Annotated in this window: 19 protein-coding genes and 1 riboswitch; of the genes, 15 read left to right on the top strand and 4 right to left on the bottom strand. The window is 72.4% G+C overall.

Annotated features, from left to right (window positions below; genetic code table 11):
• The first annotated feature begins 114 nt into the window (after nucleotides 1–114).
• The 5 genes from ADL22_RS05165 (at nucleotide 115) to ADL22_RS05145 (ending at nucleotide 7,321) form a co-directional block, all read left to right on the top strand.
• On the top strand, nucleotides 115–2,103 hold the full coding sequence (locus ADL22_RS05165; protein ID WP_066974263.1) for a glycogen debranching N-terminal domain-containing protein: 1,989 nt from the start codon (nucleotides 115–117) through the stop codon (nucleotides 2,101–2,103).
• Nucleotides 2,104–2,150: 47 nt separating this feature from the next.
• The gene (locus ADL22_RS05160) at nucleotides 2,151–2,918 is read left to right on the top strand and encodes an NUDIX hydrolase (RefSeq protein WP_066974207.1); all 768 of its coding nucleotides are present in this window, start codon (nucleotides 2,151–2,153) and stop codon (nucleotides 2,916–2,918) included.
• 519 nt (nucleotides 2,919–3,437) lie between these two features.
• Nucleotides 3,438–4,421: a FadR/GntR family transcriptional regulator gene (locus tag ADL22_RS05155; RefSeq protein WP_079063850.1), complete on the top strand. Its 984-nt coding sequence runs from the start codon at nucleotides 3,438–3,440 to the stop codon at nucleotides 4,419–4,421.
• Nucleotides 4,422–4,815: 394 nt separating this feature from the next.
• Entirely contained in the window at nucleotides 4,816–6,375 is a 1,560-nt protein-coding gene (locus tag ADL22_RS05150; RefSeq protein WP_079063849.1) for an RNA polymerase sigma factor, read from the top strand.
• A 136-nt stretch (nucleotides 6,376–6,511) separates the two neighbouring features.
• A complete protein-coding gene (locus ADL22_RS05145; RefSeq protein WP_066974204.1) occupies nucleotides 6,512–7,321 on the top strand; it encodes a serine protease in 810 nt (269 codons plus the stop codon).
• Between the two features lie 136 nt (nucleotides 7,322–7,457).
• On the opposite strand, the gene ADL22_RS05140 is transcribed toward ADL22_RS05145, so the two are convergent.
• Nucleotides 7,458–7,688: a DUF7455 domain-containing protein gene (locus tag ADL22_RS05140; RefSeq protein WP_039632042.1), complete on the bottom strand. Its 231-nt coding sequence runs from the start codon at nucleotides 7,686–7,688 to the stop codon at nucleotides 7,458–7,460.
• 445 nt (nucleotides 7,689–8,133) lie between these two features.
• On the opposite strand from ADL22_RS05140, the gene ADL22_RS05135 reads away from it, so the two are divergent.
• The 4 genes from ADL22_RS05135 (at nucleotide 8,134) to ADL22_RS05120 (ending at nucleotide 12,784) form a co-directional block, all read left to right on the top strand.
• Nucleotides 8,134–10,254, top strand: a complete 2,121-nt coding sequence (locus tag ADL22_RS05135) for a DNA gyrase/topoisomerase IV subunit B (protein WP_066974203.1) — start codon at nucleotides 8,134–8,136, stop codon at nucleotides 10,252–10,254.
• A gap of 160 nt (nucleotides 10,255–10,414) precedes the next feature.
• A complete protein-coding gene (locus tag ADL22_RS05130) occupies nucleotides 10,415–10,903 on the top strand; it encodes a DUF1453 domain-containing protein (protein WP_066974202.1) in 489 nt (162 codons plus the stop codon).
• Between the two features lie 31 nt (nucleotides 10,904–10,934).
• Nucleotides 10,935–12,098 (top strand): sensor histidine kinase, encoded by a 1,164-nt coding sequence (locus tag ADL22_RS05125; protein WP_066974201.1) that lies wholly within the window; start codon nucleotides 10,935–10,937, stop codon nucleotides 12,096–12,098.
• Nucleotides 12,095–12,784, top strand: coding sequence for a response regulator transcription factor (locus tag ADL22_RS05120; RefSeq protein ID WP_066974200.1), 690 nt, complete (start codon nucleotides 12,095–12,097; stop codon nucleotides 12,782–12,784). The genes ADL22_RS05125 and ADL22_RS05120 overlap by 4 nt, the downstream gene beginning before the upstream one ends.
• 516 nt (nucleotides 12,785–13,300) lie before the next feature.
• Here ADL22_RS05120 and ADL22_RS05115 read toward each other — a convergent pair.
• On the bottom strand, nucleotides 13,301–14,317 hold the full coding sequence (locus ADL22_RS05115) for a sucrase ferredoxin (RefSeq protein ID WP_066974199.1): 1,017 nt from the start codon (nucleotides 14,315–14,317) through the stop codon (nucleotides 13,301–13,303).
• 431 nt (nucleotides 14,318–14,748) lie between these two features.
• Here ADL22_RS05115 and ADL22_RS05110 point away from each other — a divergent pair, with 431 nt between their 5' ends.
• Nucleotides 14,749–15,864 (top strand): CobW family GTP-binding protein, encoded by a 1,116-nt coding sequence (locus tag ADL22_RS05110; protein WP_066974198.1) that lies wholly within the window; start codon nucleotides 14,749–14,751, stop codon nucleotides 15,862–15,864.
• 181 nt (nucleotides 15,865–16,045) lie between these two features.
• On the opposite strand, the gene ADL22_RS05105 is transcribed toward ADL22_RS05110, so the two are convergent.
• Complete coding sequence (locus ADL22_RS05105; protein WP_066974197.1) at nucleotides 16,046–18,490, bottom strand: DNA gyrase/topoisomerase IV subunit A; 2,445 nt, start codon at nucleotides 18,488–18,490, stop codon at nucleotides 16,046–16,048.
• A 314-nt stretch (nucleotides 18,491–18,804) separates the two neighbouring features.
• Between ADL22_RS05105 and ADL22_RS05100 the strand changes: the two genes are divergently transcribed.
• From ADL22_RS05100 to ADL22_RS05085, 4 genes are all read left to right on the top strand, one after another.
• A complete protein-coding gene (locus ADL22_RS05100; RefSeq protein ID WP_066974196.1) occupies nucleotides 18,805–20,145 on the top strand; it encodes a M16 family metallopeptidase in 1,341 nt (446 codons plus the stop codon).
• A gap of 38 nt (nucleotides 20,146–20,183) precedes the next feature.
• Complete coding sequence (locus ADL22_RS05095; RefSeq protein WP_066974262.1) at nucleotides 20,184–21,566, top strand: M16 family metallopeptidase; 1,383 nt, start codon at nucleotides 20,184–20,186, stop codon at nucleotides 21,564–21,566.
• Between the two features lie 243 nt (nucleotides 21,567–21,809).
• A riboswitch (cyclic di-AMP (ydaO/yuaA leader) is annotated at nucleotides 21,810–21,964 on the top strand.
• A 12-nt stretch (nucleotides 21,965–21,976) separates the two neighbouring features.
• Complete coding sequence (locus ADL22_RS05090) at nucleotides 21,977–22,759, top strand: M23 family metallopeptidase (protein WP_066974195.1); 783 nt, start codon at nucleotides 21,977–21,979, stop codon at nucleotides 22,757–22,759.
• 293 nt (nucleotides 22,760–23,052) lie between these two features.
• Nucleotides 23,053–23,739, top strand: coding sequence for a GntR family transcriptional regulator (locus tag ADL22_RS05085; RefSeq protein ID WP_066974194.1), 687 nt, complete (start codon nucleotides 23,053–23,055; stop codon nucleotides 23,737–23,739).
• Between the two features lie 345 nt (nucleotides 23,740–24,084).
• Here ADL22_RS05085 and ADL22_RS05080 read toward each other — a convergent pair whose 3' ends face one another.
• Entirely contained in the window at nucleotides 24,085–24,366 is a 282-nt protein-coding gene (locus ADL22_RS05080) for an HPr family phosphocarrier protein (protein ID WP_066974193.1), read from the bottom strand.
• A gap of 202 nt (nucleotides 24,367–24,568) precedes the next feature.
• On the opposite strand from ADL22_RS05080, the gene ADL22_RS05075 reads away from it, so the two are divergent.
• Nucleotides 24,569–26,607, top strand: a 2,039-nt coding sequence (locus ADL22_RS05075) for a GNAT family N-acetyltransferase (protein WP_066974192.1), incomplete at its 3' end; no start/stop codon positions are given.

Raw genomic sequence — 26,607 nt, 5'->3', positions numbered from 1 at the left:
CCAGGGATCGTCCCCACCCACCAGCCGGCCCACCGGACCGCCGCGGACCGGCGCGCCCCGGCGTCCCCGCTCCGGCCGCCGCAGCCCCAGCCCGTCCACGCGGCGCTGGTCTGCGTGGCGCTGCCGTCGCTCACCGTGTCGTCCGCCACGGGCCAGCTCACCGGCCAGGGCCTGGACGGCTGCTACCGCGACGGCCGGCGGATCCTCTCCCGCTGCGAGGTACGGGCCGCGGGCGGCGAACCGCTCGTCGTCCAGGGCCGGCTGATCTCCGCGGACCGCGCTCGCTTCACCGGGGTGGTCCGCAGAACGGGCGAGCGCGGCCCCGACCCGGAGATCCGCATGGACCGGCTCCGCTCCGCCGACGGCACCGAGCGGATCACGTTCCACAGCAGCGCCGCCCGGCCCCTCCGGCTGCCCGTCGAGATCCACCTGGGCACCGACCTCGCCGAGCTGGGCGCCGTCGCCGTCGGCCGCCCGGGCCCCGAACTCCGCGCGGCCGTCCACGGATCCGGCCTGCGCTGGTCCGGGCCCGGCGCGCACGCCGTGGTGACCGCCGACCCCGCGCCCCAGGACGCCCTGGCCTCCGCGGGCCTGCTCCGCTGGGAACTCCACCTCCCACCCGGCGGCCGCCGCACCATCGAACTCCGCCCCCGCCTGGACCACGACACCGGCACCCCGCCCACCCCTGTCAGCCGCGCCACGCCCGCCCCCGGCCCGCGCACCGCCTCCCGGAGGCGCGGAGGCCGCGGCGACCGGCCGCCGCGCTCCTGGTCCGCCGCCCGCCTGGAATGCGACGACCCCCGCGCCGACATCCTCCTGGCCCAGAGCCTCGACGACCTGCACGGCCTGCTGACGCGCGACCCGGCGCTTCCAACCGACGTCTTCGTCGCCGGCGGCTTCCCCTGGCGCTGCGGCCTCGCCCCCGCCGACGCCCTGTGGACCGCCCGGATGCTGCTCCCGCTCGGCACCCGCCTCGCCGCCGCCACCCTGCGCACCCTCGCCCGTACCCAACTCGCCACTCCAGGGGCGGATTTCGGCCGAATTCCCGGCCCCCTACGGGACGCCGGCCCGCACGCCCCGCCCGGCTGCACCGGCATCGAGGCCACCCTCCTCTTCCCGGCCGTCCTCGCCGAGGCCCGCCGCTGGGGCCTGCCGGACCGCGAGACGGAACGACTGCTGCCCACCGCCGAACGCTGCCTGCACTGGCTCCGCACCGCCACCGACCGGCCCGCCGCCGGCCGCGGCGGCTACCTCCCCGACCCGGCCTCCGACGGCCCGTACCGCTGCGAGACCCAGGCCCACGCCCACCGCGCCGCGGTCCTCGGCGCCGACCTCCTCGACGCCTGCCAGGCCCCCGGCGCCGCCGCCCTCCGCGACTGGGCGGCGGATCTGCGCGCCCGCTTCCGCGCCGACTTCTGGCTCGACGACCGCGCCGGCGGCCGCCCCGCCGCCCTGCTCACCGCCGCCGGCCGCCCCGTCCCGCACCTCGGCGCCACCGCCGCCCACCTCCTCGACACCGGCCTGCTCGGCGGCGCCGCCCATGCGCCCGGGCTGCTGGACGCCGCCCGCACCGACCAGCTGTGCCGGCTGCTCCGCGCACCCGCCCTCGACTCCGGCTGGGGCCTGCGCGGACTCGGCGCCAACGAGAGCGGCTACAACCCGTTCGGCCACCGCGGCGGAGCGGTCCGCGTCCACGAAACCGCCGTCGCCGCCGCCGGACTCGCCGCGGCCGGCCACGAAGCCGCCGCCGGCGCTCTGACCAGGGGCATCCTCGACGCCGCGGAAAGCTTCGGCCACCGCCTCCCGGAGATGTACGCGGGGGAGCAGCGCACCGCCGGCGGGGTCCCCGTCCCGCACCCTGCGGCCTGCCGCCCCGCGGCCGTCGCGGCGGCCGGCGCGGTCCAGATACTCATCGCCCTCGCGGGCCTGCGCCCCGACGTCCCCGCCGGCACGGTCACCGTCCGCCCCCTCGGCACCGCCCCGCTCGGCGCGATGCAGCTGACCGGACTGACCATCGCCGAGCAGCCCTTCGCCGTACGCATCAGCCGCCTCGGGATGGGCATGGTCGAGGAGGCCGCGGACGGTCTGCACCTGCGCTCGTGAGACCCGCGCGACCTGTTTATCGTCAGGCGGACGACTATGATCGCGGCATGCCTCCCTACGACCCGTCGGCCTTCCCGCCCTTCGCTGTCACCGTCGACCTGGTCGTGCTCACCGTGCGCCGCCACGCCCTGTGCGCGCTGGCCGTACGCCGCGGTGAGCCGCCGTTCCAGGGCCGCTGGGCCCTGCCCGGCGGATTCGTCCGCGCCGACGAGGACCTGTCGGAGGCGGCCGCCCGGGAACTCGCCGAGGAGACCGGCCTGCACGCCTGCCCGCCGGCCGGCCCCCAGGCCCCGTACGGCGCGCACCTCGAACAGCTCGCCACCTACGGCGACCCCAAGCGCGACCCCCGTATGCGCGTGGTCAGCGTCGCGCACCTCGTCCTCGCCCCCGACCTGCCCGCCCCCAAGGCCGGCGGCGACGCCCACAGCGCCCGGTGGGCCCCCGTCGAAACCCTCCTGGAACAGGACGGCAACGCCCACACCCGCGACGGCGAGCTGACCGCCCCGCTCGCCTTCGACCACGCCCGCATCCTCTCCGACGGCGTGGAACGCGCCCGCTCGAAGATCGAGTACTCCTCGCTCGCCACGGCCTTCTGCCCGCAGGAGTTCACCGTCGGCGAGCTGCGCCGGGTGTACGAGGCGGTCTGGGGCGTCGCACTCGACCCCCGCAACTTCCACCGCAAGGTCACCGGCACCCCCGGCTTCCTGGTACCGACCGGCGGCACCACCACCCGCCAGGGCGGCCGCCCCGCCCAGCTGTTCCGCGCGGGCGGGGCCACCCTCCTCAACCCCCCGATGCTGCGCCCCGAGGTCTGACCCACACCGCTGAGCGACCCTCTGGGCGCCTGCGCTGGGCCCCTCCTCGTCAACCCGCCGCCCCTGAAGTCACCACCCCAGGTGACTCCCGCACACCGCGACCCCCGCACCGACCTCACCGCCGGCCACCACAGCCACCCCCGCGCGCCGGGCACCACCTCGCCAACTCCCGTTTCCACCGCCGCGGCTGACCCACCCGCCCGCCGGGACGACGACAGCCCCCGCCGTCCCCGAATCCCCGTCCCGCCCCGCGCGTCCCCTGCGGCTTACCGAAGCGATCAAGACGTACCGCTCCTGGTGTGCCCGGTGACCCCAACTCCCGCCCGGCGCTCGGCCGTTGCGCCGGAGTGCTGGGCTGCGCTTATGTGTTCACCGTGCTAACGGGCCGGAGGCGCCGGCCGGCCAAAACGCCCGTTTCCGGCCCCGGTTGTTGCACCCGCTGCCCACAACTCGCCGCGGAAAGCGCATTTCTTTCCGATAAAGCGTCAATTGCGAGATAACGGGCGATCACCCTTTCGTGTGCTTTTCACCAAAGACCTCAAGGCCGTTCAGGGTGTCGCCGACAAAGGATGCGTGAGTACCCTTGCGCACACCATGATGACCGCGGCTCGCCCCGGCGACACCGGCCTCGCAGGCCCCGGCGAGCTTGACCGCTACCCCTACGCCAACGCCGCCCACGCGGCCGGCCAGGACCGCGCAGAGCGCGTCCCCCCGGTCTGGGATGGCGCCGAAGCAGATATCGGCCGGGTCGGCCGGCGCGCGGCGGGCAGCCGTGGCCGCGGCCTGCACGGCCAACTCGTCCAGCAGCTCGGCCAGATGATCGTCTCCGGCGATCTCGGCGCCGACCGCCCGCTCGTCCCCGAGGAGATCGGCCAGCGCTTCGAGGTCTCCCGCACCGTCGTCCGCGAGTCCCTGCGCGTCCTGGAGGCCAAGGGCCTCGTGAGCGCGCGCCCCAACGTGGGCACCCGGGTGCGCCCGGTGAGCGACTGGAACCTCCTCGACCCCGACATCATCGAATGGCGCGCCTACGGACCCCAGCGGGACGACCAGCGCCGCGAGCTGTGCGAGCTCCGCTGGACCATCGAGCCGCTGGCCGCCCGGCTCGCCGCCGGCCACGGCCGCGAGGACGTCCAGCAGCGCCTCGCCGACATGGTCGAGATCATGGGCCACTCCGCGGCCCAGGGCGACACCATGACGTTCGCCCGCGCCGACACCGAGTTCCACACCCTGCTGCTCCAGCTCGCCGGCAACCGCATGCTGGAGCACCTCGCCGGCATCGTCACGTCCGCCCTGCACGTCTCCGGGGGGCCGGGCGGCGGCTGCGAGCGGCCGGTCGAGACGTCCGTGGGCCAGCACATGCGGGTCGTCGACGCCATCGGCGCCGGCGACGCCACTGCCGCCGAATCCGCGATGCGCCAGCTCCTCGCCACTCACGGCGAGACCGGCGGGCAGGGCACCGGGACGCCCGTGGACCACACCGTCCCCGCGCCCCGCGAGCACTGAGGCTCGTACCCGACCGCGTGCGGACCGTAAGCACCGCGCGGACTCGTGCCCCGTACGCCCCCGCCGAGGACGCGCCGTACGTACCGAAGGAGCGCAAGATCGCCGGATCCGGGACGTCGTCCGGATCCGGCGGCAGACGTTGAGAGGATTGCAGGGCAAATGTCGGGGAATGGGTCGTTATGGGGTGTGACTCGGGCCACGCAGATTGGGCGTAACGCTCTCCGGGGAAGCGCGATGACTTAAGAGGTGATAGCCGAGGAGGGAATACGAGCGGCGTTCGTGACGCTGTTCAACTCCCCGGTTGCCCCTGCGCCGTCGGTCCATCCCCGCCGGCGGTCGTCGGCTCCGATCCGTAGTGGACGGGGTCGGAAGCCGTTTCCATCGTTCCGAGAGGTTGTTCGTGTCGGCCAGCACATCCCGTACGCTCCCGCCGGAGATCGCCGAGTCCGAGTCTGTGATGGCGCTCATCGAGCGGGGAAAGGCAGATGGGCAGATCGCCGGCGATGACGTGCGTCGGGCCTTCGAGGCTGACCAGATTCCGCCAACCCAGTGGAAGAACGTTCTGCGCAGCCTCAACCAGATCCTCGACGAGGAGGGTGTGACGCTGATGGTCAGTGCCGCAGAGGCGCCCAAGCGCACCCGCAAGAGCGTCGCAGCGAAGAGTCCGGCGAAGCGCACCGCCACCAAGACCGTCGCGGCCAAGACCGCAACGGTGAAGAAGACCACCACCGCCTCGGCCGCCGCCTCCGTGGCGGACCCGGCCGCCGGTGAGTCCGAGGCCGCGCCCGTGAAGAAGGCCGCGGCGAAGAAGGCGACCGCCGCCAAGAAGACGGTCGCGAAGAAGACCGCGGCCAAGAAGACCACCGCCAAGAAGACCGCGGCCAAGAAGGACGTCGACGATCTGCTCGACGACGACCTGACCGAGGAGACCCCGGCGCCCGGCAAGGGTGAGCCGGCGGACCCCGAGACCCCCGAGAACGCCGGTTTCGTACTGTCGGACGAGGACGAGGACGACGCCCCCGCCCAGCAGGTCGCCGCGGCCGGCGCCACCGCCGACCCGGTCAAGGACTACCTCAAGCAGATCGGCAAGGTCCCGCTCCTCAACGCCGAGCAGGAGGTGGAGCTCGCCAAGCGCATCGAGGCGGGTCTGTTCGCCGAGGACAAGCTCGCCAACAGCGACAAGCTCGCGCCGAAGCTCAAGCGCGAGCTGGAGATCATCGCCGAGGACGGCCGCCGGGCGAAGAACCACCTCCTGGAGGCCAACCTCCGTCTGGTCGTCTCCCTGGCCAAGCGGTACACCGGCCGCGGCATGCTCTTCCTGGACCTCATCCAGGAGGGCAACCTCGGTCTGATCCGCGCGGTCGAGAAGTTCGACTACACCAAGGGCTACAAGTTCTCGACCTACGCGACGTGGTGGATCCGCCAGGCCATCACCCGCGCCATGGCCGACCAGGCCCGCACCATCCGCATCCCGGTGCACATGGTCGAGGTCATCAACAAGCTCGCCCGCGTGCAGCGCCAGATGCTCCAGGACCTGGGCCGCGAGCCCACCCCGGAGGAGCTGGCCAAGGAACTCGACATGACCCCCGAGAAGGTCATCGAGGTCCAGAAGTACGGCCGCGAGCCGATCTCGCTGCACACCCCGCTGGGCGAGGACGGCGACAGCGAGTTCGGTGACCTCATCGAGGACTCCGAGGCGGTCGTCCCGGCCGACGCGGTCAGCTTCACCCTCCTCCAGGAGCAGCTGCACTCCGTGCTGGACACCCTCTCCGAGCGCGAGGCCGGTGTCGTCTCCATGCGCTTCGGCCTCACGGACGGCCAGCCCAAGACCCTGGACGAGATCGGCAAGGTCTACGGCGTGACCCGCGAGCGGATCCGCCAGATCGAGTCCAAGACGATGTCGAAGCTGCGCCACCCGTCGCGCTCCCAGGTGCTGCGCGACTACCTCGACTAGCCGTACCCGCTCCGACCGCGCCGCGAGCCCGGCCCTCCACCCCGTGGGAGGCCGGGCTCGCGGCCGTCCGGGTGCGGGGCGCGCCCGTTTGGGTCACGCTGGGTGTGCGAGCACTGTCCCGGAGTCAGGAGTCCGTATGCGACCGACCGTACGCGCCGCCCTCGGGGCGCTTGCGCTCATCCTCGCCGTACCGGCCTCGGCGGCCGCGGACGAGTCGGTGGTCGGGGGGAAGCCCGTCCGCCGCTCACAGACCCCCTGGGCGGTGGCCCTGGCCTCGCACCAGCGGTTCGGGAACCACCGCTCCGGACAGTTCTGCGGCGGCGTACTCGTCGGGCACGCGACGGTGGTGACGGCCGCCCACTGCCTGGGCCGGGAGGTGCTGGGCCTGCCGTGGCGGGAAGTACGGGACCTGCGGGTCGTCGTCGGGCGGAACAACCTCACCGGCAAGGGCGGCCGCGAGGTCAAGATCGCCAAGGTGTGGGTCAACCCGCGCTACAACCCCTGGACCAACGAGGGTGACATGGCCGTCCTCACCCTGGAGAAACGCGTCCCGAACCGCCCCCTCCCGATAGCGCGGCCCCACGACGACGCCTACCTGCCGGGCAGCGCCGCCACCGTCTACGGATGGGGTGACATGACGGGCGACGGCAGCTACGCCGCGCGGCTGCGCGCGGCCAGGGTGAACGTCCTGCGGGACGCGGTGTGCGCCCGCGCCTACCCGGGCAGCGTGGACGGGACGTACAACGCCGCCTCGATGCTCTGCGCGGGGGAACCGAAGGGCGGGCGGGACGCCTGCCAGGGGGACAGCGGCGGGCCGCTGGTGGTGCACGGGCGGCTGGTGGGGCTGGTGTCGTGGGGGACGGGCTGCGGGCGGGCGGGCAGCCCCGGTGTCTACACGCGGGCGTCCGCGCTGCTCCCGGCCGTCCTGGCGCACGGCGCCGGCTGACCGCGTCCGGGTGACCGCTTCCGGGCGCGCGGCGGGTGCCGGGGCGTACGAGTGCGGGCGGCCTCCCCGGGGTGCCGGGAAAACCGCCCGCAGCACGGCGCAAGGGCCGCTACTCGCTCGTCGTGGATGCGAAGTGTCAGCGTTCCTCTTCGGACGCGGACCTCGGAGTGGCGGTCAGCCGCTCCGTCTCGTCCTGTATTTCCGCGGCGATCTTCTTGAGTTCTGGCTCGAACTTGCGGCCGTGGTGGGCGCAGAAGAGCAGCTCTCCGCCGGACATCAGGACGACGCGCAGGTATGCCTGGGCGCCGCAGCGGTCGCACCGGTCAGCGGCCGTCAGCGGGCTCGCGGGTGTCAGAACAGTAGTCACGTCGCCTCTTCTCTAGCTCGACGAGCTGTCGTACCAGGGTCAACATCCAACCAGGCCGAAAACGTTCCCGCTCGTGCCTTTTCCCCGAAAAATTTCTTTCAAGGGGGCCGGGTGCTGCCGGGTGGCGGCGAATGAGCCGTAGTGCGTGATGGTCTGTTTCACGTTGGTTGCTGGATTCTGCCCTCCCGGCTGGCTTGCCGGTTGTTGATGAGGACGTGCCCGGAGCCTAAATGGTTCATGCCTCGAAGGGAACGTGATGTGCACGTCACTCGGACGTCACCCCATCGAGGGATCGAACGTACGAACGAAATTCTACTACCATGGTCACGCTCACGGGTGGCGTCACATCGGCTCTACTGGGCCTCGGTACCCTCTCACCGGCGACACCGCCACAACCGAGTCCGCGGAACGCGGACTGCCAGAAATTCAGCGAGGAGCGAACCGCGTGACCGCCGAGATGTCCGTGCCGTCCACCGCCGTGCTGACCGGGGCAGACCGGGACGGGTCCAACTACACCGCGCGGCATCTGCTCGTCCTCGAGGGCCTGGAGGCCGTCCGCAAGCGCCCCGGCATGTACATCGGCTCGACGGACAGCCGCGGTCTGATGCACTGCCTGTGGGAGATCATCGACAACTCCGTCGACGAGGCCCTGGGCGGCTACTGCGACCACATCGAGGTGATCCTCCACGGCGACGGGTCCGTGGAGGTGCAGGACAACGGCCGCGGCATCCCCGTCGACGTCGAGCCCAAGACGGGGCTGAGCGGCGTCGAGGTCGTGATGACCAAGCTGCACGCCGGCGGAAAGTTCGGCGGCGGCTCGTACGCCGCCTCCGGCGGTCTGCACGGCGTCGGCGCCTCGGTGGTAAACGCGCTCTCCGCGCGGCTGGACGTCGAGGTCGACCGCAGCAGCAAGACCCACTCGATCAGCTTCCGCCGCGGTGTCCCCGGGAGCTTCAGCGGCGCCGGCCCGGACGCCCCGTTCGAGCCCGCCAACGGGCTGCTCAAGGGCAAGCGGATCCCCAAGACCAGGACCGGCACCCGGGTGCGCTACTGGGCCGACCGGCAGATCTTCCTCAAGGACGCCAAGCTCTCCCTGGAGACGCTGTACGCCCGCGCCCGCCAGACCGCCTTCCTGGTGCCCGGACTGACCATCGTCGTCCGCGACGAGCGCGGCATCGACGGCGCCGGCAAGACGGAAGAGACGTTCCGTTACGACGGCGGCATCAGCGAGTTCTGCGAGTACCTCGCCCAGGACAAGGCCGTCTGCGACGTCCTGCGGCTGACCGGCCAGGGCACGTTCAAGGAGACCGTGCCCGTCCTGGACGACCGCGGCCACATGACACCCACCGAAGTCACCCGGGAACTGGGCGTTGACATCGCCCTCCGCTGGGGCACCGGATATGACTCCACGGTCAGGTCGTTCGTCAACATCATCGCCACCCCCAAGGGCGGCACCCACGTCGCCGGCTTCGAGCGCTCGGTGACCAAGACGGTCAACGAGGTGCTGCGGTCCAGCAAGCTGCTGCGCGTCGCCGAGGACGACGTCGTCAAGGACGACGCGATGGAGGGCCTCACCGCGGTCGTCACCGTGCGGCTCGCGGAGCCGCAGTTCGAGGGCCAGACCAAGGAGGTGCTCGGCACCTCCGCCGCGTCCCGGATCGTCGCCCAGGTGGTCAGCCGGGAACTCAAGGCGTTCCTGACGTCCACCAAGCGGGACGCCAAGCAGCAGGCGCGCGCCGTGCTGGAGAAGGTCGTCGCCGCGGCCCGTACGCGTATCGCCGCCCGGCAGCACAAGGAGGCCCAGCGGCGGAAGACGGCGCTGGAGTCCTCCTCCCTGCCGGCCAAGCTGGCGGACTGCCGCAGCGACGACGTCGAGCGCAGCGAGCTGTTCATCGTCGAGGGCGACTCGGCGCTGGGCACCGCCAAGCTGGCGCGGAACTCCGAGTTCCAGGCGCTGCTGCCGATCCGCGGCAAGATCCTGAACGTCCAGAAGGCGTCCGTCTCGGACATGCTCAAGAACGCCGAGTGCGGCGCCATCATCCAGGTCATAGGGGCGGGTTCCGGCCGCACCTTCGACATCGACACCGCCCGCTACGGCAAGGTCATCTTCCTCGCCGACGCGGATGTCGACGGTGCGCACATCCGCATCCTGCTGCTGACCCTCTTCCAGCGCTACATGCGGCCGATGGTCGAGCAGGGCCGGGTCTTCTCCGCCGTCCCGCCGCTGCACCGCGTCGAGCTGATCAACCCCAAGAAGGGCCAGGAGAAGTACATCTACACGTACTCGGACAACGAGCTGCGGCAGACGCTCCTGGAGCTCCAGCGCAAGAAGGTCCGCTACAAGGACAGCGTCCAGCGCTACAAGGGCCTGGGTGAGATGGACGCGGACCAGCTCGCCGAGACGACCATGGACCCGCGGCACCGGACGCTGCGGCGGATCAACATCAGCGATCTCGAGGCCGCGGAGAAGACCTTCGACCTGCTGATGGGCAACGAGGTCGCGCCCCGTAAGGAGTTCATCACCAGCTCCGCCGCGACGCTGGACCGTTCGCGCATCGACACCTGATCCGGTCAGGGCTCGCCGCGGGCGCCTCTCCACCCACGGGTGGACGGGCGCCCGCCGCCGTTTCCACCCGCGTCCCACCCTGGCTCCGATCCGGGCGGCGGGGCTCTCTCCGTAGCGTCGAGGACGTCGAACAATCCACGTCCCAACGGAGGCCCTGGCCATGAACGGCTGGCTCGATATCGCTGTGCTGATCGCGGTTGTCGCGATCGTCTTCGCGCGGCAGTTCACGGCACAGCGCATCACCTCGGGAGGCAGGAAGTGGTGGCTGATGCCCGCCGTCCTGGTCTTCCTGGCGCTGCGGCAGCCCGGCCTCCTGGACCCCGCGCACCGCGCCGCCTCGGTGATCCTGCTGGCCGTGTCCCTCGTGATCGGACTGGCCAGCGGGGCGGCGTGGGCCTGGACCACCCGGATCTGGACGGACGAGACCGGGGTGGTGTGGACCAAGGGCACGTGGGCCGCGGCGGGCGTGTGGCTGTGCGGGACGGCGCTGCGCCTCGGCCTGATGGGCATCGCCGCCGCGCTGGGCGTCCACCAGGGCAGCCAGGCGACGCTGCTGTCCGTAGGGGCGATGCTGCTCACCCGGGCCGGTGTCACCACGTGGCGTGCCCAGGGACTGCAGCGGACGTACCGTGTCCCTGCCGTGGGCTGAGGCCCTGCGCAGCTCACCGGAAGGACCGACCGTGCCGAATTCCTGGACGACATGGCCGCTGCGGGAATCCCTCTCCAAGGAGGGCCTCAGCGAGGCTCGTCTGTGGATCGGCCGGGGCATGCGTGTCCTGGTGATCGCGGGACTGCTCTGGACGACGTTCGCCGGCGGGGCGTTCACCGGCTGGGGCCTGGCGGCGGCCGCCGCGGGGGTCGTGCTCAGCCTGGCGGTGTTCCGGGGCTTCTTCCGGATGACGCTGGCACGGCGGATGCTGCCGTCCATCGCGCTGTTCGCCGTACTGGAGGCGGCCGCCTTCGGCTTCCACCTGGCGGGCGCGCACCTGCCGGCGATCGTCCTCTGGTGCGCGTGCGCCATCACGGCGATGGAACGGCTGCCGCTGAGCGCCGCGGTGCCGTGCTCCGCCGTCGCGCTCGGCGCGTACGCCGTGGTGAACACCGACAACTGGCTGACCACCGCGGTGACCACCGTCGGCCTGGGACTGGCCGGGTACGTCATCCGCCTGGATGCCGAGGCCCGCGGCAACGCGCACCGGCTGCTGGCCCAGGAGCGCGCGGCCCGCAAGGCCGAGGCCGAGACCGCGGCGCTCGCCGAACGGGGCAGGATCGCCCGCGAGATCCACGACGTCCTCGCGCACAGCCTCAGCGCCCAGTTGGTGCACCTGGAAGCGGCGCGGCAGCTGATCCAGCGCAGCACCGACCTGGAGGCGGACCGCGAACAGCTCCTGGAACGGGTCGTGGCGTGCCGGGGAATGGCCCGTGAAGGGCTTGACGGGACCCGTGAGGCGCTTTCCGCCCTGCGGGGGGAGATGGCCCCGGTCGAGGACTTCCTGCGCGATCTGACGGCCGCTGAGGGCGCGCGGCTGGATGTCGTGGGCGATCAGCGGGCTCTGCCCGCGGAGGCCGGGCTCGCGGTGCGCCGGGTCGCCCAGGAGGCGCTGACGAATGTGCGCAAGCACGCACCGGGCGCCCGGGTGAGCGTGCGGCTGGAGTACGCCGAGGGCAGCGTGGGGCTCGTGGTCCGCGACTCCGGAGGCCGCGGCAAGCCGGGGGAGCTCGCCCGCAGCGGTTCCGGGTACGGTCTCCTCGGGATGCGGGAGCGCGCCGAACTCCTCGGCGGAACGCTGGAGTCCGGCCCCGATGAGGAGGGTTTCGTGGTGCGGCTGCGGGTGCCGGCATGACGGCGCGTACGACGGCGCGCGTGGTCGTCGCCGACGACCAGACCGTGGTGCGCGAGGGAATCGTGATGCTGCTGGGACTTCTGCCGGGCATCGAGGTGGTCGGTGCCGCGGCGGACGGCGAGGAGGCGGTCCGCCTGGTCGCCGAACTCGCCCCGGATGTCGTGCTGATGGACCTGCGAATGCCGCGGTGCGACGGCGTCGAGGCGACCCGTCGCGTCCGCACCGACCACCCCGGCACCCAGGTGGTGGTGCTCACCACGTACGCCGATGACGATTCGCTGTTCCCTGCCCTCCAGGCCGGCGCCCGCGGTTACCTCACGAAGGACGCCGACGGGGACGAGATCGTCCGCGCCATCGATGACGTGCTCTCGGGTGAGGCGGGGCTGTCACCGAAGATCCAGCGCCGCCTGCTGGAACGCCTCGCCGATCCCGCACCGACCCGCCGGCCCGAACCGCCGGATGAGCCGCCGGACGGGCTTACCGCCAGAGAGGTGGAGGTCCTGCGGCTCGTCGCCGAAGGGCAGACGAATCCGGAGATCGCCCGCTCGCTCCATGTCTCGACGGCTACGGTGAAGACCCACATCAACAACCTCTTCGCCAAGGCGGGTCTGCGCGACCGCGCCCAGGCGATCCACTACGCGTACCGCCATGGCCTTGCGGAGCCTCCGGGGGCTTCGGCCCGGTAGACGGGCTGGGCGCAGTGGGGCGCCCAGCCATGGGGAAGCGGCCACGTCGTATCGGTGCTGGAGCTGCGCCGCGCTGCTCGATTCGCCGGGCTCCTCGCGTGCATTGCGGTACGGCGATGGGCTGTACCGGGTGCTGATCAGGCGTGGTCGGCGGGCCCTCGCGCGGAGTTATCCACAGGCTCCGCGCTCGCGGATTGTGTGTGCGTAGCCTCGTCGTGTCAGGTCGGAAGGCTGGGGACGGCCAGGGCATCGCGCAGAGGCGCGGCGGGGGGAGCGGGCATGTTGGCTGGGGGAGCGGTTGGCGGGGCAGCAGGCGCGGCGAGCAGGCCTAATGGACGCCGCGCAATGGCGCTGCGAACGCTGGGGCCGGTGCTGGGCCTTGGATTCGCGGCGACGCTTGGGCTGACGCTGGGTGTTGCGCTGGCGTGCGCCGTGGATTCCCGAAGGGGGGCGTTCGGTGGCGGGCGGCATCTCGGGAGGAACGGGCGAAGGCGGGAGCCGGATCCGCCTCCGGTTTCACAACGGCGGAACGGTAGGCAGGAGGGGCGCCCCAGTGGCAGTGACGTGCGGGAGCGAAAGGGGGGTGACGGAGGTGACCGCCATTCGCGTCGGTGGACCGAGCGGCGCACCACAGCTGGCGGGCGCCGGAGCACCATCGGACCGCTGATCGACGATCACGCGCCACGCTCGTCCATCGGTGTGCGCGACGGTAATGGACCAGGTGGGAGCGGTTCCCGGAAGAGGTATGTTTCCGGGTGCCCGCCCGTGGCCGCTCCCAGGTTCGGGCCGCACCGCGTCGGTCCGTATGACCTTGAGTGCGTCCGCGCGCCGCTCGCCGATCAACTCCCGGACCGCGAGGTCGGCGGCCTGAGCGGGCCGGTCCCACGTCGAGCGGCCCCGGCACCCGCCAAGCGTGACGCGGCCGCCGCGAGCCGTCTCCACGACATCCTTGACCAGCTCAGCCGAGGCGCGCCCGTAGGCGTAGCCGTAGGGGAGGACGAAAAGAGTGGGGGAGAAGCGGTGGCCGCCGATGTGCGTCACTTCCCAGGTCGCGCACCCCTCGGAGGCCAGTTGAGCGGCCAGGGGGCGCCCGAGGAGTGCACAGCAGCGGTCCCGTTTGCCGTTGGTGCACACAAGCACCACCGGGTCGCCGGCGTACGGCTCCCAGAGGCCACCGTGGTCACCGGCTCCCAGGGCGGCGAAATCCAGCCGGAGGGCGGCGCTGGGGTCGGTGACGGTGGTGGTGCGGATCCACGAGCGGCCGGGCGCGGTGTGAGCGAGGAAGAGACGGCGGCGGGGAGTGCCGTGGAAGTCGGCGTGGCGTCCGGGGCGGCGGATCAGGGCGACCCGCACCCCCGTACCCTCTGCCGCCGCTTCCAGGGCTCGGCCGATGTGCGGATCGAGGTGGCTGTCGGTCAGCGCCTTGGCTCCCCATGGTCCGGGCTGCTCGATCAGCAGCCAGGTCCGGGCGGTGGCGGCTGTGCCGGCGATGGGTTCGGCGGCTGCGAGGGAGGCGGTGGCGCAGGTACTCACAAAGGGGAGCCTAACCCGGAGCGTTCCGCAGGAAATGCCGGGAATGCGGCGGGAGATTCCACGGGGGATGGCTATGGGGCGTCCTGTCTCCGGGACGGAGCTGGCGAGGTCGTGGAGCGACGGGTCCGGCCTCGTCGGCGGGTGAAGCCGAGGGGGCGGCGGTCGGCCCCGGCGGCGGGCAGGAAGGGGAACGGGCCTCGGAGGCCCTGACGCCTCGATGCGCGTGTGTGTGCTCCTGCCGGCATGGTCGGTGGGAGCACGCGGCTCCGGAGGGAGCGCGCGGGTGCCGGCCGGGGCCGGCACGTGGGGCAGGGGCGGGTTCAGGCGGCGAGGAGCGGGCCCCGGCCTTGGCCGGCGGCTGTCGGTTACGATCGGCAGTTCGTACGCCGCCGGGCCGTGCGGCCCGCCGCCCGCACCATGGAGGCGCCCCCTTGGCCACGCAGCAGATCCCGGTCGTCGTGCTCGCCGGCTTCCTCGGTTCAGGCAAGACCACGCTCCTGAACCACCTGTTGCGGGCCGGCGACGGCACCCGGATCGGTGCCATCGTCAATGACTTCGGCAGCATCGAGATCGACGCCATGACGGTGGCCGGGCAAGTGGACTCGATGGTCTCCCTCGGCAACGGGTGCCTGTGCTGCGCCGTCGACACCAGCGAACTGGACGCGTACCTGGAGCGGCTGGCCCGTCCCTCCGCCCGGATCGACGTGATCGTCATCGAGGCCAGTGGGCTGGCCGAGCCGCAGGAACTGATCCGGATGGTGCTCGCGAGCGACAACGACAGGATCGTGTACGGCGGGCTGATCGAGGTCGTCGACGCCGCGGAGTTCGAGGACACCCGCGCGCGGCATCCCGAGTTGGACCGGCACGTGGGGATCGCTGATCTGGTGGTCCTCAACAAAGCCGACCGGATCGGTGATGCGGCACGTCAGCAACTGATCGACACTCTCGGTGGGCTTGCTCCGGGCAGGCCGGTGATCTGCACGGCTTACGGCCGGATCGATCCGGAGATGTTCTTCGACCGCGGGGCGGGGGACGACCGTGACGCGGACGTTCGCCAGCTGTCGTTCGAGGACCTGCTGCGTGAGGCTTCCGCGGGCGGAGCGCCGGGGCAGGGGATCGAAGGCGGCGGCGAGCATGACCACCAGGACTGCGGTGGCTGCTGCGGCCAAGGCCATGCGGGACATTTCCATGCCGCTTACCAGAGCGTGGAGTTCACCTCGGGCGAACCGATGGATCCGCGTCGGCTGATGGAGTTTCTCGACAGCCGGCCCGCCGGCCTCTACCGCATCAAAGGGTTCGTCCACTTCGACATCCCGGAGAACCGCCAGAAGTTCGTGCTGCACGCGGTCGGCAACTTCCTGCGGTTCTACCCCGAGCCGTGGGCGAAGGGGGAGGAGCGGTGCACACAGCTGGTGATGATCGGCAGTGGCGTCGATGGCCCCGCGTTGCGCAAGGAGCTGGAGGACTGCCGACAGGCCCCCGGGGCGCAGGGCGATGAGAACAGCATGTGGGGTGTGCTGCGGTATGTCGCTTCGCGGGAGGAGTGATGCGGGGGCGGGGGCCGGTTGCTGGGAGGGGCAAGGTCGGCGCGTCTGGCGGTGCGGGGACACGCCCGTGCCCGGCCTCGCCCCGCCCGACGGCCTGTGGACCCGGCCTCGTAACACGCAAATGCCGCCCGGGCGGTGAGTGGCCACCCGGGCGGCATTCGCGTATTCGGTCGGCGCGCCGTTACGCGAGGCCGGACAAGGCTGCCACCGGCTTGGTCAGGGCGACGCCGGAGCCGTCGCGGCGCGGGTCCGGGTCCGGCAGGGGGACCGGGGCGCCCTTGGCGTCGGCGGCCCGTACCGGCGCCGGGCCCGCCCAGGCCATCGTCAGGCAGTCCTCACCCTTCAGGAACCGCTGGCAGCGCACACCGCCCGTGGCCCGGCCCTTGCGCGGATACTGGTCGAACGGGGTCAGCTTCGCCGTCGCCAGCGAGTCGTCCAGCATGCCCTGCGAGCCGGCGACCGTGAACACCATCGCCTCCGACGCCGGATCGACCGCCGCGAAAGCGATCACCTTCGCGCCCTGCCCCAGCTTGATGCCCGTCATACCGCCCGCGGGCCGGCCCTGCGGCCGTACCTGCGACGCCGGGTAGCGCAGCAGCTGGGCCTCGTCGGTGATGAAGACCAGGTCCTCCTCGCCCGTCCGCAGCTCCGCCGCGCCCACGATGCGGTCGCCCTCCTTGAGGGTGATGACCTCCAACTCGTCCTTGGTGGACGGGTAGTCGGGCACCACGCGCTTCACGACGCCCTGTTCCGTACCGAGCGCGAGCCCCGGCGAGGACTCGTCCAGCGTCGTCAGGCACACCAGCCGCTCGCCGTCGCCCAGGCTCAGGAACTCCGCCACCGGCGCGCCCCCCGCCAGGCTGGTCGACGCGGTGTCCGGCAGCTGCGGCAGATCGATCACCGCCAGCCGCAGCAGCCGCCCCTGCGACGTCACGGCGCCCACCTCGCCCCGCGTCGTCGCCGGCACCGCCGAGACGATCACATCGTGCTTCGCGCGCTTGGCGTCCGTGTCGAGCGCCGCCCCGGCCGTGGCCGTACGCGCCAGCAGGCCCGTGGACGACAGCAGCACCCGGCACGGGTCGTCGGAGACTTCCAGCGGCACCGCGGCGACCGAGGCGCCCGTCGACTCCTGAAGGACCGTGCGGCGCGGCGTCCCGTACTTCTTCGCGACCGCCGCCAGCTCCCCGGAGACCAGCTTGCGCAGCTCGGCGTCCGACTCCAGGATCCGGGTCAGCTCCGCGATCTCGGCCTCCAGCCGGTCCCGCTCCGCCTCCAGCTCGATCCGGTCGAACTTGGTCAGCCGGCGCAGCGGGGTGTCGAGGATGTACTGCGTCTGCACCTCGCTCAGCGAGAACCGCGCGATCAGCCGCTCCTTGGCCTGCGCGCTGTTCTCGCTGGAGCGGATCAGGCGGATGACCTCGTCGATGTCCACCAGGGCGGTGAGCAGGCCCTCGACCAGGTGGAGCCGGTCGCGCCGCTTCGTCCGGCGGAACTCGCTGCGCCGGCGCACCACGTCGAAGCGGTGGTCGACGTAGACCTCCAGCAGCTCCTTCAGGCCCAGCGTCAGCGGCTGGCCGTCGACCAGCGCGACGTTGTTGATGCCGAAGGACTCCTCCATCGGCGTGAGCTTGTAGAGCTGCTCCAGGACGGCCTCGGGGTTGAAGCCGTTCTTCACCTCGATCACCAGCCGCAGGCCGTGCTCGCGGTCGGTGAGGTCCTTGACGTCCGCGATGCCCTGGAGCTTCTTCGCGCCGACCAGGTCCTTGATCTTCGAGATGACCTTCTCGGGGCCGATGGCGAAGGGGAGTTCGGTGACGACCAGGCCCTTGCGGCGGGCCGTGACGTTCTCCACCGTGGCGGTTGCGCGGATCTTGAACGTGCCGCGGCCCTTCTCGTACGCGTCGCGCACCCCGCTCAGGCCCACGATCCGGCCACCGGTCGGCAGGTCCGGACCCGGCACGAACCGCATCAGGGTGTCCAGATCGGCGTTCGGGTGCTTGATCAGATGGCGGGCCGCGGCGATCACCTCGCCGAGGTTGTGCGGCGGCATGTTCGTCGCCATGCCCACGGCGATGCCGGACGAGCCGTTGACCAGCAAGTTCGGGTAGGCGGCCGGGAGGGCCACCGGTTCCTGCTCCTGGCCGTCGTAGTTCGGCGTGAAATCGACGGTGTCCTCGTCGATCGACTCCGTCATCAGGGACGTCGCGGACGCCATCCGGCACTCGGTGTACCGCATCGCGGCGGGCGGGTCGTCGTTCCCCAGGGAGCCGAAGTTGCCGTGCCCGTCCACCAGGGGCAGCCGCATCGAGAACGGCTGCGCCATGCGCACCAGGGCGTCGTAGATCGACGCGTCGCCGTGCGGGTGGAGCTTGCCCATCACCTCGCCGACGACCCGGGCGCACTTCACGTAGCCGCGCTCGGGCCGCAGGCCCATCTCGTTCATCTGGTAGAGGATGCGGCGGTGCACCGGCTTCAGGCCGTCGCGGGCGTCCGGCAGGGCGCGCGAGTAGATGACCGAGTAGGCGTACTCGAGGAAGGAACCCTGCATCTCGTCGACGACGTCGATGTCGAGGATCCTCTCCTCGAAGTCGTCCGGCGGCGGGGTCTTCGTGCTGCGGCGGGCCATCGCGGCTGCGGCTCCTTCTGCTGCGTCTGCTGCCGATGTCGGACCAACGCTGGGGGTCAACGCCTGGGGCCGGCGCTGGGATCAGCGCTGACCGGCCGGCCGGCGGACCGACCGGCGAGTCCGAATGAGTCTGACGCGGACCATTGTGGACCGCCCCACTGACAACGCTCACCACCGCTCCCCCCTTCCCGCCCGTAAGGCCCGGTGACGGCCACGATCGGGGCCTTCCTCACGGGAACTTCGCCAGATGCCGACGCGGTTGCATACAGTGACAGAACTTTCCTCGCAAGCGGATCGAAGGGACGTACATGCCCATGGGTCACACGGCCACAGAAGAAGCCGGCTCCGGCGGCCTGACAGCGACCGAGCACCGGCTGGCCAACGGCCTGCGCGTGGTGCTCTCGGAGGACCATCTGACGCCGGTGGCGGCCGTCTGCCTGTGGTACGACGTCGGCTCGCGCCACGAGGTCAAGGGCCGCACGGGCCTGGCCCACCTCTTCGAGCACCTGATGTTCCAGGGGTCCGCGCAGGTCAAGGGCAACGGCCACTTCGAGCTCGTCCAGGGCGCCGGCGGCTCGCTCAACGGGACCACCAGCTTCGAGCGCACCAACTACTTCGAGACCATGCCCGCCCACGAGCTGGAGCTGGCCCTCTGGCTGGAGGCGGACCGCATGGGCTCCCTCCTCGTCGCCCTGGACGAGGAATCCCTGGAGAACCAGCGCGACGTCGTCAAGAACGAGCGCCGCCAGCGCTACGACAACGTCCCCTACGGCACGGCCTTCGAGAAGCTCACGGCCATGGCCTACCCGGAGGGCCACCCGTACCACCACACCCCCATCGGGTCGATGGCCGACCTCGACGCCGCCTCCCTGGAGGACGCGCGGGCCTTCTTCCGCACCTACTACGCGCCCAACAACGCCGTGCTGTCCATCGTGGGCGACATCGACCCCGAGCAGACGCTCGCCTGGGTGGAGAAGTACTTCGGCTCCATCCCGTCGCACAACGGCAAGCAGCCGCCGCGCGACGGCAGCCTGCCCGAGATCATCGGCAGCCAGCTGCGCACCGTCGTGGAGGAGGACGTCCCCTCCCGCGCCCTGATGGCCGCCTACCGCCTCCCGCACGACGGCACCCGCGAGGCCGACGCCGCCGACCTCGCGCTCACCATCCTGGGCGGCGGCGAGTCCTCCCGCCTGTACAACCGCCTGGTGCGCCGCGACCGCAGCGCCGTCGGCGCCGGGTTCGGCCTGCTGCGGCTGGCCGGCGCGCCCTCGCTGGGCTGGCTGGACGTGAAGGCGTCCGGTGGCGTCGAGATCCCCGCCATCGAGGCCGCGGTCGACGAGGAGCTGGCCCGCTTCGCCGAGGAGGGCCCGACCCCGGAGGAGATGGAGCGCGCCCAGGCCCAGCTGGAGCGCGAGTGGCTGGACCGCCTGGCGACGGTCAGCGGCCGCGCCGACGAACTGTGCCGCTTCGCCGTCCTGTTCGGCGACCCGCAGCTCGCGCTGACCGCCGTCCAGCGCGTGCTGGAGATCTCTCCCCTGGAGGTGCAGGCGGTCGCCAAGGCCCGGCTGCGCCCCGACAACCGCGCGGTCCTCGTCTACGAGCCCACCGCGCAGACCGACGCCGCCGGCACCGAGGAAGAGGAGGCGGCCAAGTGACCGACGCCACCACCCCCGCAGACGCCCCTGTGAGCAGCATGCAGTTCCACCCGCAGCCCCGAGGCGGCGCCCCCAAGCCGTGGGCCTTCCCCGCCCCCGACCGCAGCCGGCTCGCCAACGGTCTGACCCTGCTGACCAGCCACCGCCCCGGCCAGCAGGTCGTCGCCGTGGAGATCAACCTCGTCGCCCCGCTGGACGCCGAGCCCGAGGGCCTCGACGGCGTCGCCACGATCATGGCCCGGGGCCTGTCCGAGGGCACCGGCAAGCACACCGCCGAGGAGTTCGCCGCCGAGCTGGAGCGCTGCGGCGCCACCCTGGACGCGCACGCCGACCACCCCGGCGTACGGGTCTCCCTGGAGGTCCCGGCCTCCCGGCTGGCGCGCGCCCTCGGCCTGCTCGCCGACGCGCTGCGCGCCCCCGCCTTCCCGGACAGCGAGATCGAGCGGCTGGTCCGCAACCGCCTCGACGAGATCCCGCACGAGCTCGCCAACCCGGCCCGGCGCGCCGCGATGGCGCTGTCCAAGGAGCTCTTCCCGGCCGACTCCCGGATGTCCCGGCCCCGGCAGGGCACCGAGGAGACCGTCGCCCGGATCGACGCGGCCGCCGTCCGCGCCTTCTACGACGCGCACGTCCGCCCCGCCACCAGCACCGCCGTGATCGTCGGCGACTTCACCGGCATCGACCTGGAGGCGGCGCTGGCCGACACCCTGGGCGCCTGGACGGGCTCCACCGCCGAGCCGCTGAAGCCCACGCCGGTCGTCGCGGACGACACCGGCCGCGTGGTGATCGTGGACCGTCCGGGCGCCGTCCAGACGCAGCTGCTCATCGGGCGGACCGGCCCCGACCGGCACGACCGGGTGTGGCCCGCCCAGGTGCTCGGCACGTACTGCCTCGGCGGCACCCTCACCTCCCGTCTGGACCGGGTGCTGCGCGAGGAGAAGGGCTACACCTACGGGGTGCGCGCCTTCGGCCAGGTGCTGCGCTCCTCGGCCCCGTCCTCCCCGGAGGGCGCCACGGGCGCGGCGCTGCTCGCCATCAGCGGGTCGGTGGACACCGCCTCCACCGGGCCGGCCCTCCAGGACCTGTGGACGGTGCTGCGCACCCTGGCGGACGAGGGGCTGACGGACGCCGAGCGCGACGTCGCGGTGCAGAATCTGGTCGGCGTCGCCCCGCTGAAGTACGAGACCGCCGCCGCCGTCGCCGGGACCCTGGCCGACCAGGTGGAGCAGCAGCTGCCGGACGACTACCAGGCGCAGCTGTACGCGCGGCTCGCGGAGACCGGCACGGTCGAGGCGACCGCGGCGGCCGTCAGCGCGTTCCCGGTGGACCGGCTGGTGACGGTCCTGGTGGGCGACGCCGCGCAGATCGCCGAGCCGGTCAAGGCGCTCGGCATCGGCGAGGTGACGGTCGTCAGCGGCTGACGCCGATCGGGTGACGGCCGGTCACCCGATGGGGCATCACATGTCGACAAAGCGGCTCCCGTGGCAGTCACTTGCCACGGGGGCCGTGCTGTGTCCGCGGCAAGTGATGTCGTGACGGTGGGCCGGTTGCCCGATTCGGGTGTGGCATGTCGCACAAATAGCCGGTTCTGTTTGCCGACTGAAAGATGCCCCGATTAGCGTCGGTCCGGCTGTTCGTCACAACACCGCCACACCAGTGGCACCGGACAGTCATCGCCGAGTCCCCGTACGGCGCGAGCCAGGGGAGCCGGGGACCCACGTCCCTTGGGGTGAATCGGACCCCTCTCCGGAGGAGCCCGTAGGAGACCTTCCTGCTCCGAACCCGTCAGCTAACCCGGTAGGCGAGAGGGAAGGAAAGGACCAGCCCGTACATGGCGTTCACCCGTGCCACCGGGAAGCACCGCCGGCCGAGCCGCACCGCTCGCACCACGCGCAACCTCGCCGGTATAGCCACCCTCGCGGCGTCCGGCGTCGTCGCCACCGTGGCGTCGCCCGCGCTGGCCGCCGCGGAGGAGCCGGCGCCCCACGACACCGGCCTCCACCAGGCCGTCGCGATCGGTGACGCACTCGCCGACCGGGTCGAGGCGCAGGCCGACGCGCAGCAGGCCGCCGCCGAGACGGCCGCCGCACAGGCGCGGGCCGAGGCCGAGGCCAAGCGGCTGGCCGAGGCCGCCAAGAAGAAGGCCGAGGCCGAACGCGAGGCCAAGGAGCGCGCCGCCCGCGACGCCGAGCGCAAGCGCCTCCTGGCCACCTTCGTCGCCCCCGTGGACGGCTCCTACGTCTCCACCCCGTACAAGGCGTCGAGCGGCCTGTGGTCCTCGGGGAGCCACACCGGCATCGACTTCCACGCCGCCTACGGCACGCCCGTCCATGCCGTGGGCGCGGGCACCGTCGTCGAGGCCGGCTGGGGCGGCGCGTACGGCAACAACGTCGTGATCAAGATGAACGACGGTACGTACACCCAATACGGTCACCTCTCGTCCATCGGGGTGACGGTCGGCCAGACCGTCATGCCGGGCGACCAGATCGCCCTCTCGGGCAACACCGGCAACACCACCGGCCCGCACCTCCACTTCGAGGCCCGCACCGGCCCCGACTACGGCTCGGACATCGACCCGATCGCCTACCTGCGCGCGCACGGCGTCACCGTCTGAGCCACCCGCGACCTCTCCGCCGCGACACCGTCCCCCTGGAGCCCCGGCCCGCCACCCCGGCAGGCCGGGGCTCCGCCGTCTCCAGGAGCGCGGTACCCGTTTACGGGACCCACGCGCCGTACGAGCACCCGCCACGCCCTTCACGCGTCGTCGGCCGCACCCGTCCGTCCGAAAAGCACCGGCGAATTCACGAGGGCCGGGAGAAAGTCCACTCCCGTCGAATAGAGTTCGGGGAAAGCCGCCGAGCGGGCGGCAATTCCGGGAATGACGTCATGACGGCGGAGGCACGGACGATGCGAGGCCACATTTCCGCGCACGCGGTGTGCACAGCGATTCGCGACGAAATCGTCTGCGGCGTACTGCCGCCGGGAAGCCGGCTCGTCGAAGACCTTCTCGCCGCGCGGTACGGGGTCTCCCGCGTTCCGGTGCGGGAGGCGCTGCGCACCCTCCGGTCCGAGGGGTTCGTCACCATCCGCGACCACGCCGGCGCCTGCGTCGCCGAACTCACCGACCAGGAGGCCGCCGACCTCCTCGACATCCGCGCGGCCCTGGAGCCGCTGGGCGCCGCCCGCGCGGCAGCCCGGCGCGGCTCCGCCCACCTGAAGGTGCTCCGCGGTCTGGTCCGGCTCGGCCGCGAACAGGCCCGCCGCGGCCACGCCGCGGACCTGCGGCAACTGGACGGCTGGTTCCACGAGACGCTCGCCCAGGCCGCCGGCAGTCCCAGCCTCACCGCGCCGCTCACCCAACTGAGGCGCAAGATCGAATGGATGTACGTCATCGAAGCGCCGCCCCGGGTCACCGCATCGTGGGACGAGCACGCCGCCGTACTGGACGCGGTGGTGCGCCGCGACGCCGAACGGGCCCGCGCCCTCATGGCGGCCCACATCGCACGGTCGCTTCCCGTGTACCGGCTGCGCCGCCACGCACCAGTGGTGAGCGGACCGAAACGCCCCGACAACACAGCCCGTACCCGCGCTTAACAATCACCCCGTATACAAAGGGGGAGGGGAAGGGGGGAAGCGGGGGAAATGAGGAATGGGGAATGTATCGGAGCGGGTGGAAACCCGGATACTGAAAAGAGGGGAGTGGGGAGCCGGTAATTCCCGGGCTCTTGGTCGTCGCCGCAGGAATTCGCCCGGCCGGCCCCCACCCCGATTTGCGCGAGCACCCGTTCCCTGATTCCCCGGACCGAATCCCGCCTGGCGCCGGGCCCCGCACCCCGCCGAACCCGCACGTAAAAACCCCGCCGCGGCTCCCGGAAGTCCCGGTTGCCGCGGCGGGGTTGAGCCGGCCACGGACGCGCCGGCCGTGGCGGGCCGCGCGTCTCAGACGGTCTCGGGGAGCTCCTCGAGGCCCTCCGCGACCAGCTTCGCCAGACGGTCGAGTGCGGCCTCGGCGCCCTCGGCGTCGGACGCCAGCACGATCTCCTCGCCACCCTGGGCGCCCAGGCCCAGGACCGCGAGCATGGAGGCGGCGTTGACGGGGTTGCCGCCCGCCTTGGAGATCGTTATGGGGACACCGGAGGCGGTGGCCGCTCGGACGAAGATCGACGCGGGACGGGCGTGCAGGCCCTCGGCCCAACCGACATTGACGCGGCGCTCAGCCATCGTGTTGCCCTTCAAAGTCGTGACAGTTGTCTAGACCATTCTCGCATGCTGCCAGGAGTGCTCCCGCAGCCCCGCGGCCCGGCTCCGCGGCCGGGTCACCCGGCCGTCCGCCCCGGGCCGTTGGTCCCGTCGCGGCGGGCCCCGGGGCATCGAGCGTACGCACGCCGGGCCGGTTGTCAGTGCCCCGCCGTACGCTGTCCGCATGCACATGCCGCCGGATCACGCCTACCCGACCCACTGGGAAGCCGACGTGGTGCTGCGCGACGGCGGCACGGCGCGCATCCGGCCCATCACCCCCGACGACGCCGAACGGCTGGTCTCCTTCTACGAGCAGGTCTCGGACGAATCGAAGTACTACCGCTTCTTCGCGCCCTACCCTCGGCTGTCCGACCGCGACGTCCACCGGTTCACCCACCACGACTACGTCGACCGGGTCGGCCTGGCGGCCACCGTGGGCGGCGAGTTCATCGCCACCGTCCGCTACGACCGGATCGACGAGCGCGGCCTGCCCGCCAAGCGCCCCGGGTGCGACCAGGCCGAGGTGGCCTTCCTCGTCCAGGACGCCCACCAGGGCCGCGGCGTGGCCTCCGCCCTCCTGGAGCACATCGCGGCCGTCGCACGCGAGCGCGGCATCCGCCGGTTCGCCGCCGAGGTGCTGCCCGCCAACACCAAGATGATCAAGGTGTTCACGGACGCCGGCTACACCCAGAAGCGCACCTTCGAGGACGGCGTCGTCCGCCTGGAGCTCGACCTCGAACCAACCGAGCGGTCCATGGCCGTGATGCGCGGCCGCGAGCAGCGCGCCGAGGCCCGCTCCGTCCAGCGCCTGCTGGCCCCCGGCTCGGTCGCCGTCATCGGCACCGGCCGCGCCCCCGGCGGCCTCGGCCGCACGACGCTGCGCAACATCCTCGACGCCGGCTTCACCGGCCGCCTGTACGCCGTCAACCGCGCCTTCCCCGGGGAGCTGCGGCGCCTGGAGCCCGAGGGCGTGCCCGCCGTCCGTTCGCTCCGGGAGGTCTCCGGCCCGGTCGACCTCGCGGTCATCGCCGTGCCCGCGGCCGCCGTCCCCGACGCCGTCCGCGCCTGCGGCGAACACGGCGTCCAGGGAGTGCTGGTCCTCTCCTCCGGCTACGCCGAGGCCGGCCCCGACGGCCGCGAGCGGCAGCGCGCCCTGCTCCGCCAGGCCCGCTCCTACGGCATGCGGCTCATCGGGCCCAACGCCTTCGGCCTGATCAACACCGCCCCCGACGTCCGGCTGAACGCCTCCCTCGCCCCCCGGATGCCCGGCGCCGGCCGGATCGGCCTGTTCACCCAGTCCGGTGCCATCGGCATCGCCCTGCTCAGCGGGCTCCACGACCGGGGCCCCGGGGACGGCGGCATCGCCGGCATCTCCGCCTTCGTCTCGGCCGGCAACCGCGCCGACGTCTCCGGGAACGACCTCCTCCAGTTCTGGTACGACGACCCGCACACCGACGTCGTGATCCTCTACCTGGAGTCGATCGGCAACCCCCGGAAGTTCGCGCGCCTCGCCCGCCGCACCGCCGCCGTCAAGCCGGTGGTCGTCGCCAAGGGGGCCCGCCACCACGGCGCCGCCCCCATGGGGCACGCCGTCCCCACCGTCCGCATCCCCGACAGCACGGTCGCCGCCCTGATGCGCCAGGCCGGCGTCATCCGCGTCGACACCGTCACCGAACTCATCGACGCCGGGCTGCTGCTCGCCTCCCAGCCGCTGCCGGCCGGCCCGCGCGTCGCCATCCTGGGCAATTCCGAATCCCTCGCGCTGCTCGCCTACGACGCCTGCCTCACCGAAGGGCTGCGCCCGCAGCGCCCCCACGTCCTGCCGTCCGCGGCGACCCCGGAGGACTTCCGCGCCGCCCTCGCCCAGGCGCTGGCCGGCGACGCCTGCGACGCGGTCGTCGTCACCGCCATCCCCTGGGTGGGGGAGGAGGGCGCCGCCCCCGGGGGCACCGAGGGCGCCGCGCTCGCCGCCGCCCTGCGCGCCGCGTCCGCTGCCGACCCCGGCAAGCCGGTCACCGTCGTCCACCTGGCGATGGACGACCTGGCCGAAACCCTCGCCGCACCGCCCGGCCCGAACGCCGCCCCACCCGGCCCGGAGTCCGCCCCACCCGCGCCCACTGGCCCGCAGCCCAATCAGCCCGGCCCGAACGCCGCACTGCCCGCCCCGGAGTCCGCCCCACGCACGCCCGCCGACCCGCAGCCCGCCCCCTCCGCCCCGTACAC

It is taken from the genome of Streptomyces sp. NRRL F-4489 (genome assembly GCF_001509485.1).
Lineage (GTDB): Bacteria > Actinomycetota > Actinomycetes > Streptomycetales > Streptomycetaceae > Streptomyces.
This window is presented reverse-complemented; position numbering and strand designations above follow the sequence as displayed.

Bases quoted from the DNA above. Each gene is read 5' to 3' on its own strand.
- ADL22_RS05120 (WP_066974200.1), top strand. From the start codon at position 12,095: ATGACGGCGCGTACGACGGCGCGCGTGGTCGTCGCCGACGACCAGACC.
- ADL22_RS05105 (WP_066974197.1), bottom strand. From the start codon at position 18,490: ATGGCCCGCCGCAGCACGAAGACCCCGCCGCCGGACGACTTCGAGGAG.
- ADL22_RS05160 (WP_066974207.1), top strand. From the start codon at position 2,151: ATGCCTCCCTACGACCCGTCGGCCTTCCCGCCCTTCGCTGTCACCGTC.
- ADL22_RS05090 (WP_066974195.1), top strand. From the start codon at position 21,977: ATGGCGTTCACCCGTGCCACCGGGAAGCACCGCCGGCCGAGCCGCACC.
- ADL22_RS05080 (WP_066974193.1), bottom strand. From the start codon at position 24,366: ATGGCTGAGCGCCGCGTCAATGTCGGTTGGGCCGAGGGCCTGCACGCC.
- ADL22_RS05095 (WP_066974262.1), top strand. From the start codon at position 20,184: ATGCAGTTCCACCCGCAGCCCCGAGGCGGCGCCCCCAAGCCGTGGGCC.
- ADL22_RS05085 (WP_066974194.1), top strand. From the start codon at position 23,053: ATGCGAGGCCACATTTCCGCGCACGCGGTGTGCACAGCGATTCGCGAC.
- ADL22_RS05130 (WP_066974202.1), top strand. From the start codon at position 10,415: ATGAACGGCTGGCTCGATATCGCTGTGCTGATCGCGGTTGTCGCGATC.
- ADL22_RS05100 (WP_066974196.1), top strand. From the start codon at position 18,805: ATGGGTCACACGGCCACAGAAGAAGCCGGCTCCGGCGGCCTGACAGCG.
- ADL22_RS05145 (WP_066974204.1), top strand. From the start codon at position 6,512: ATGCGACCGACCGTACGCGCCGCCCTCGGGGCGCTTGCGCTCATCCTC.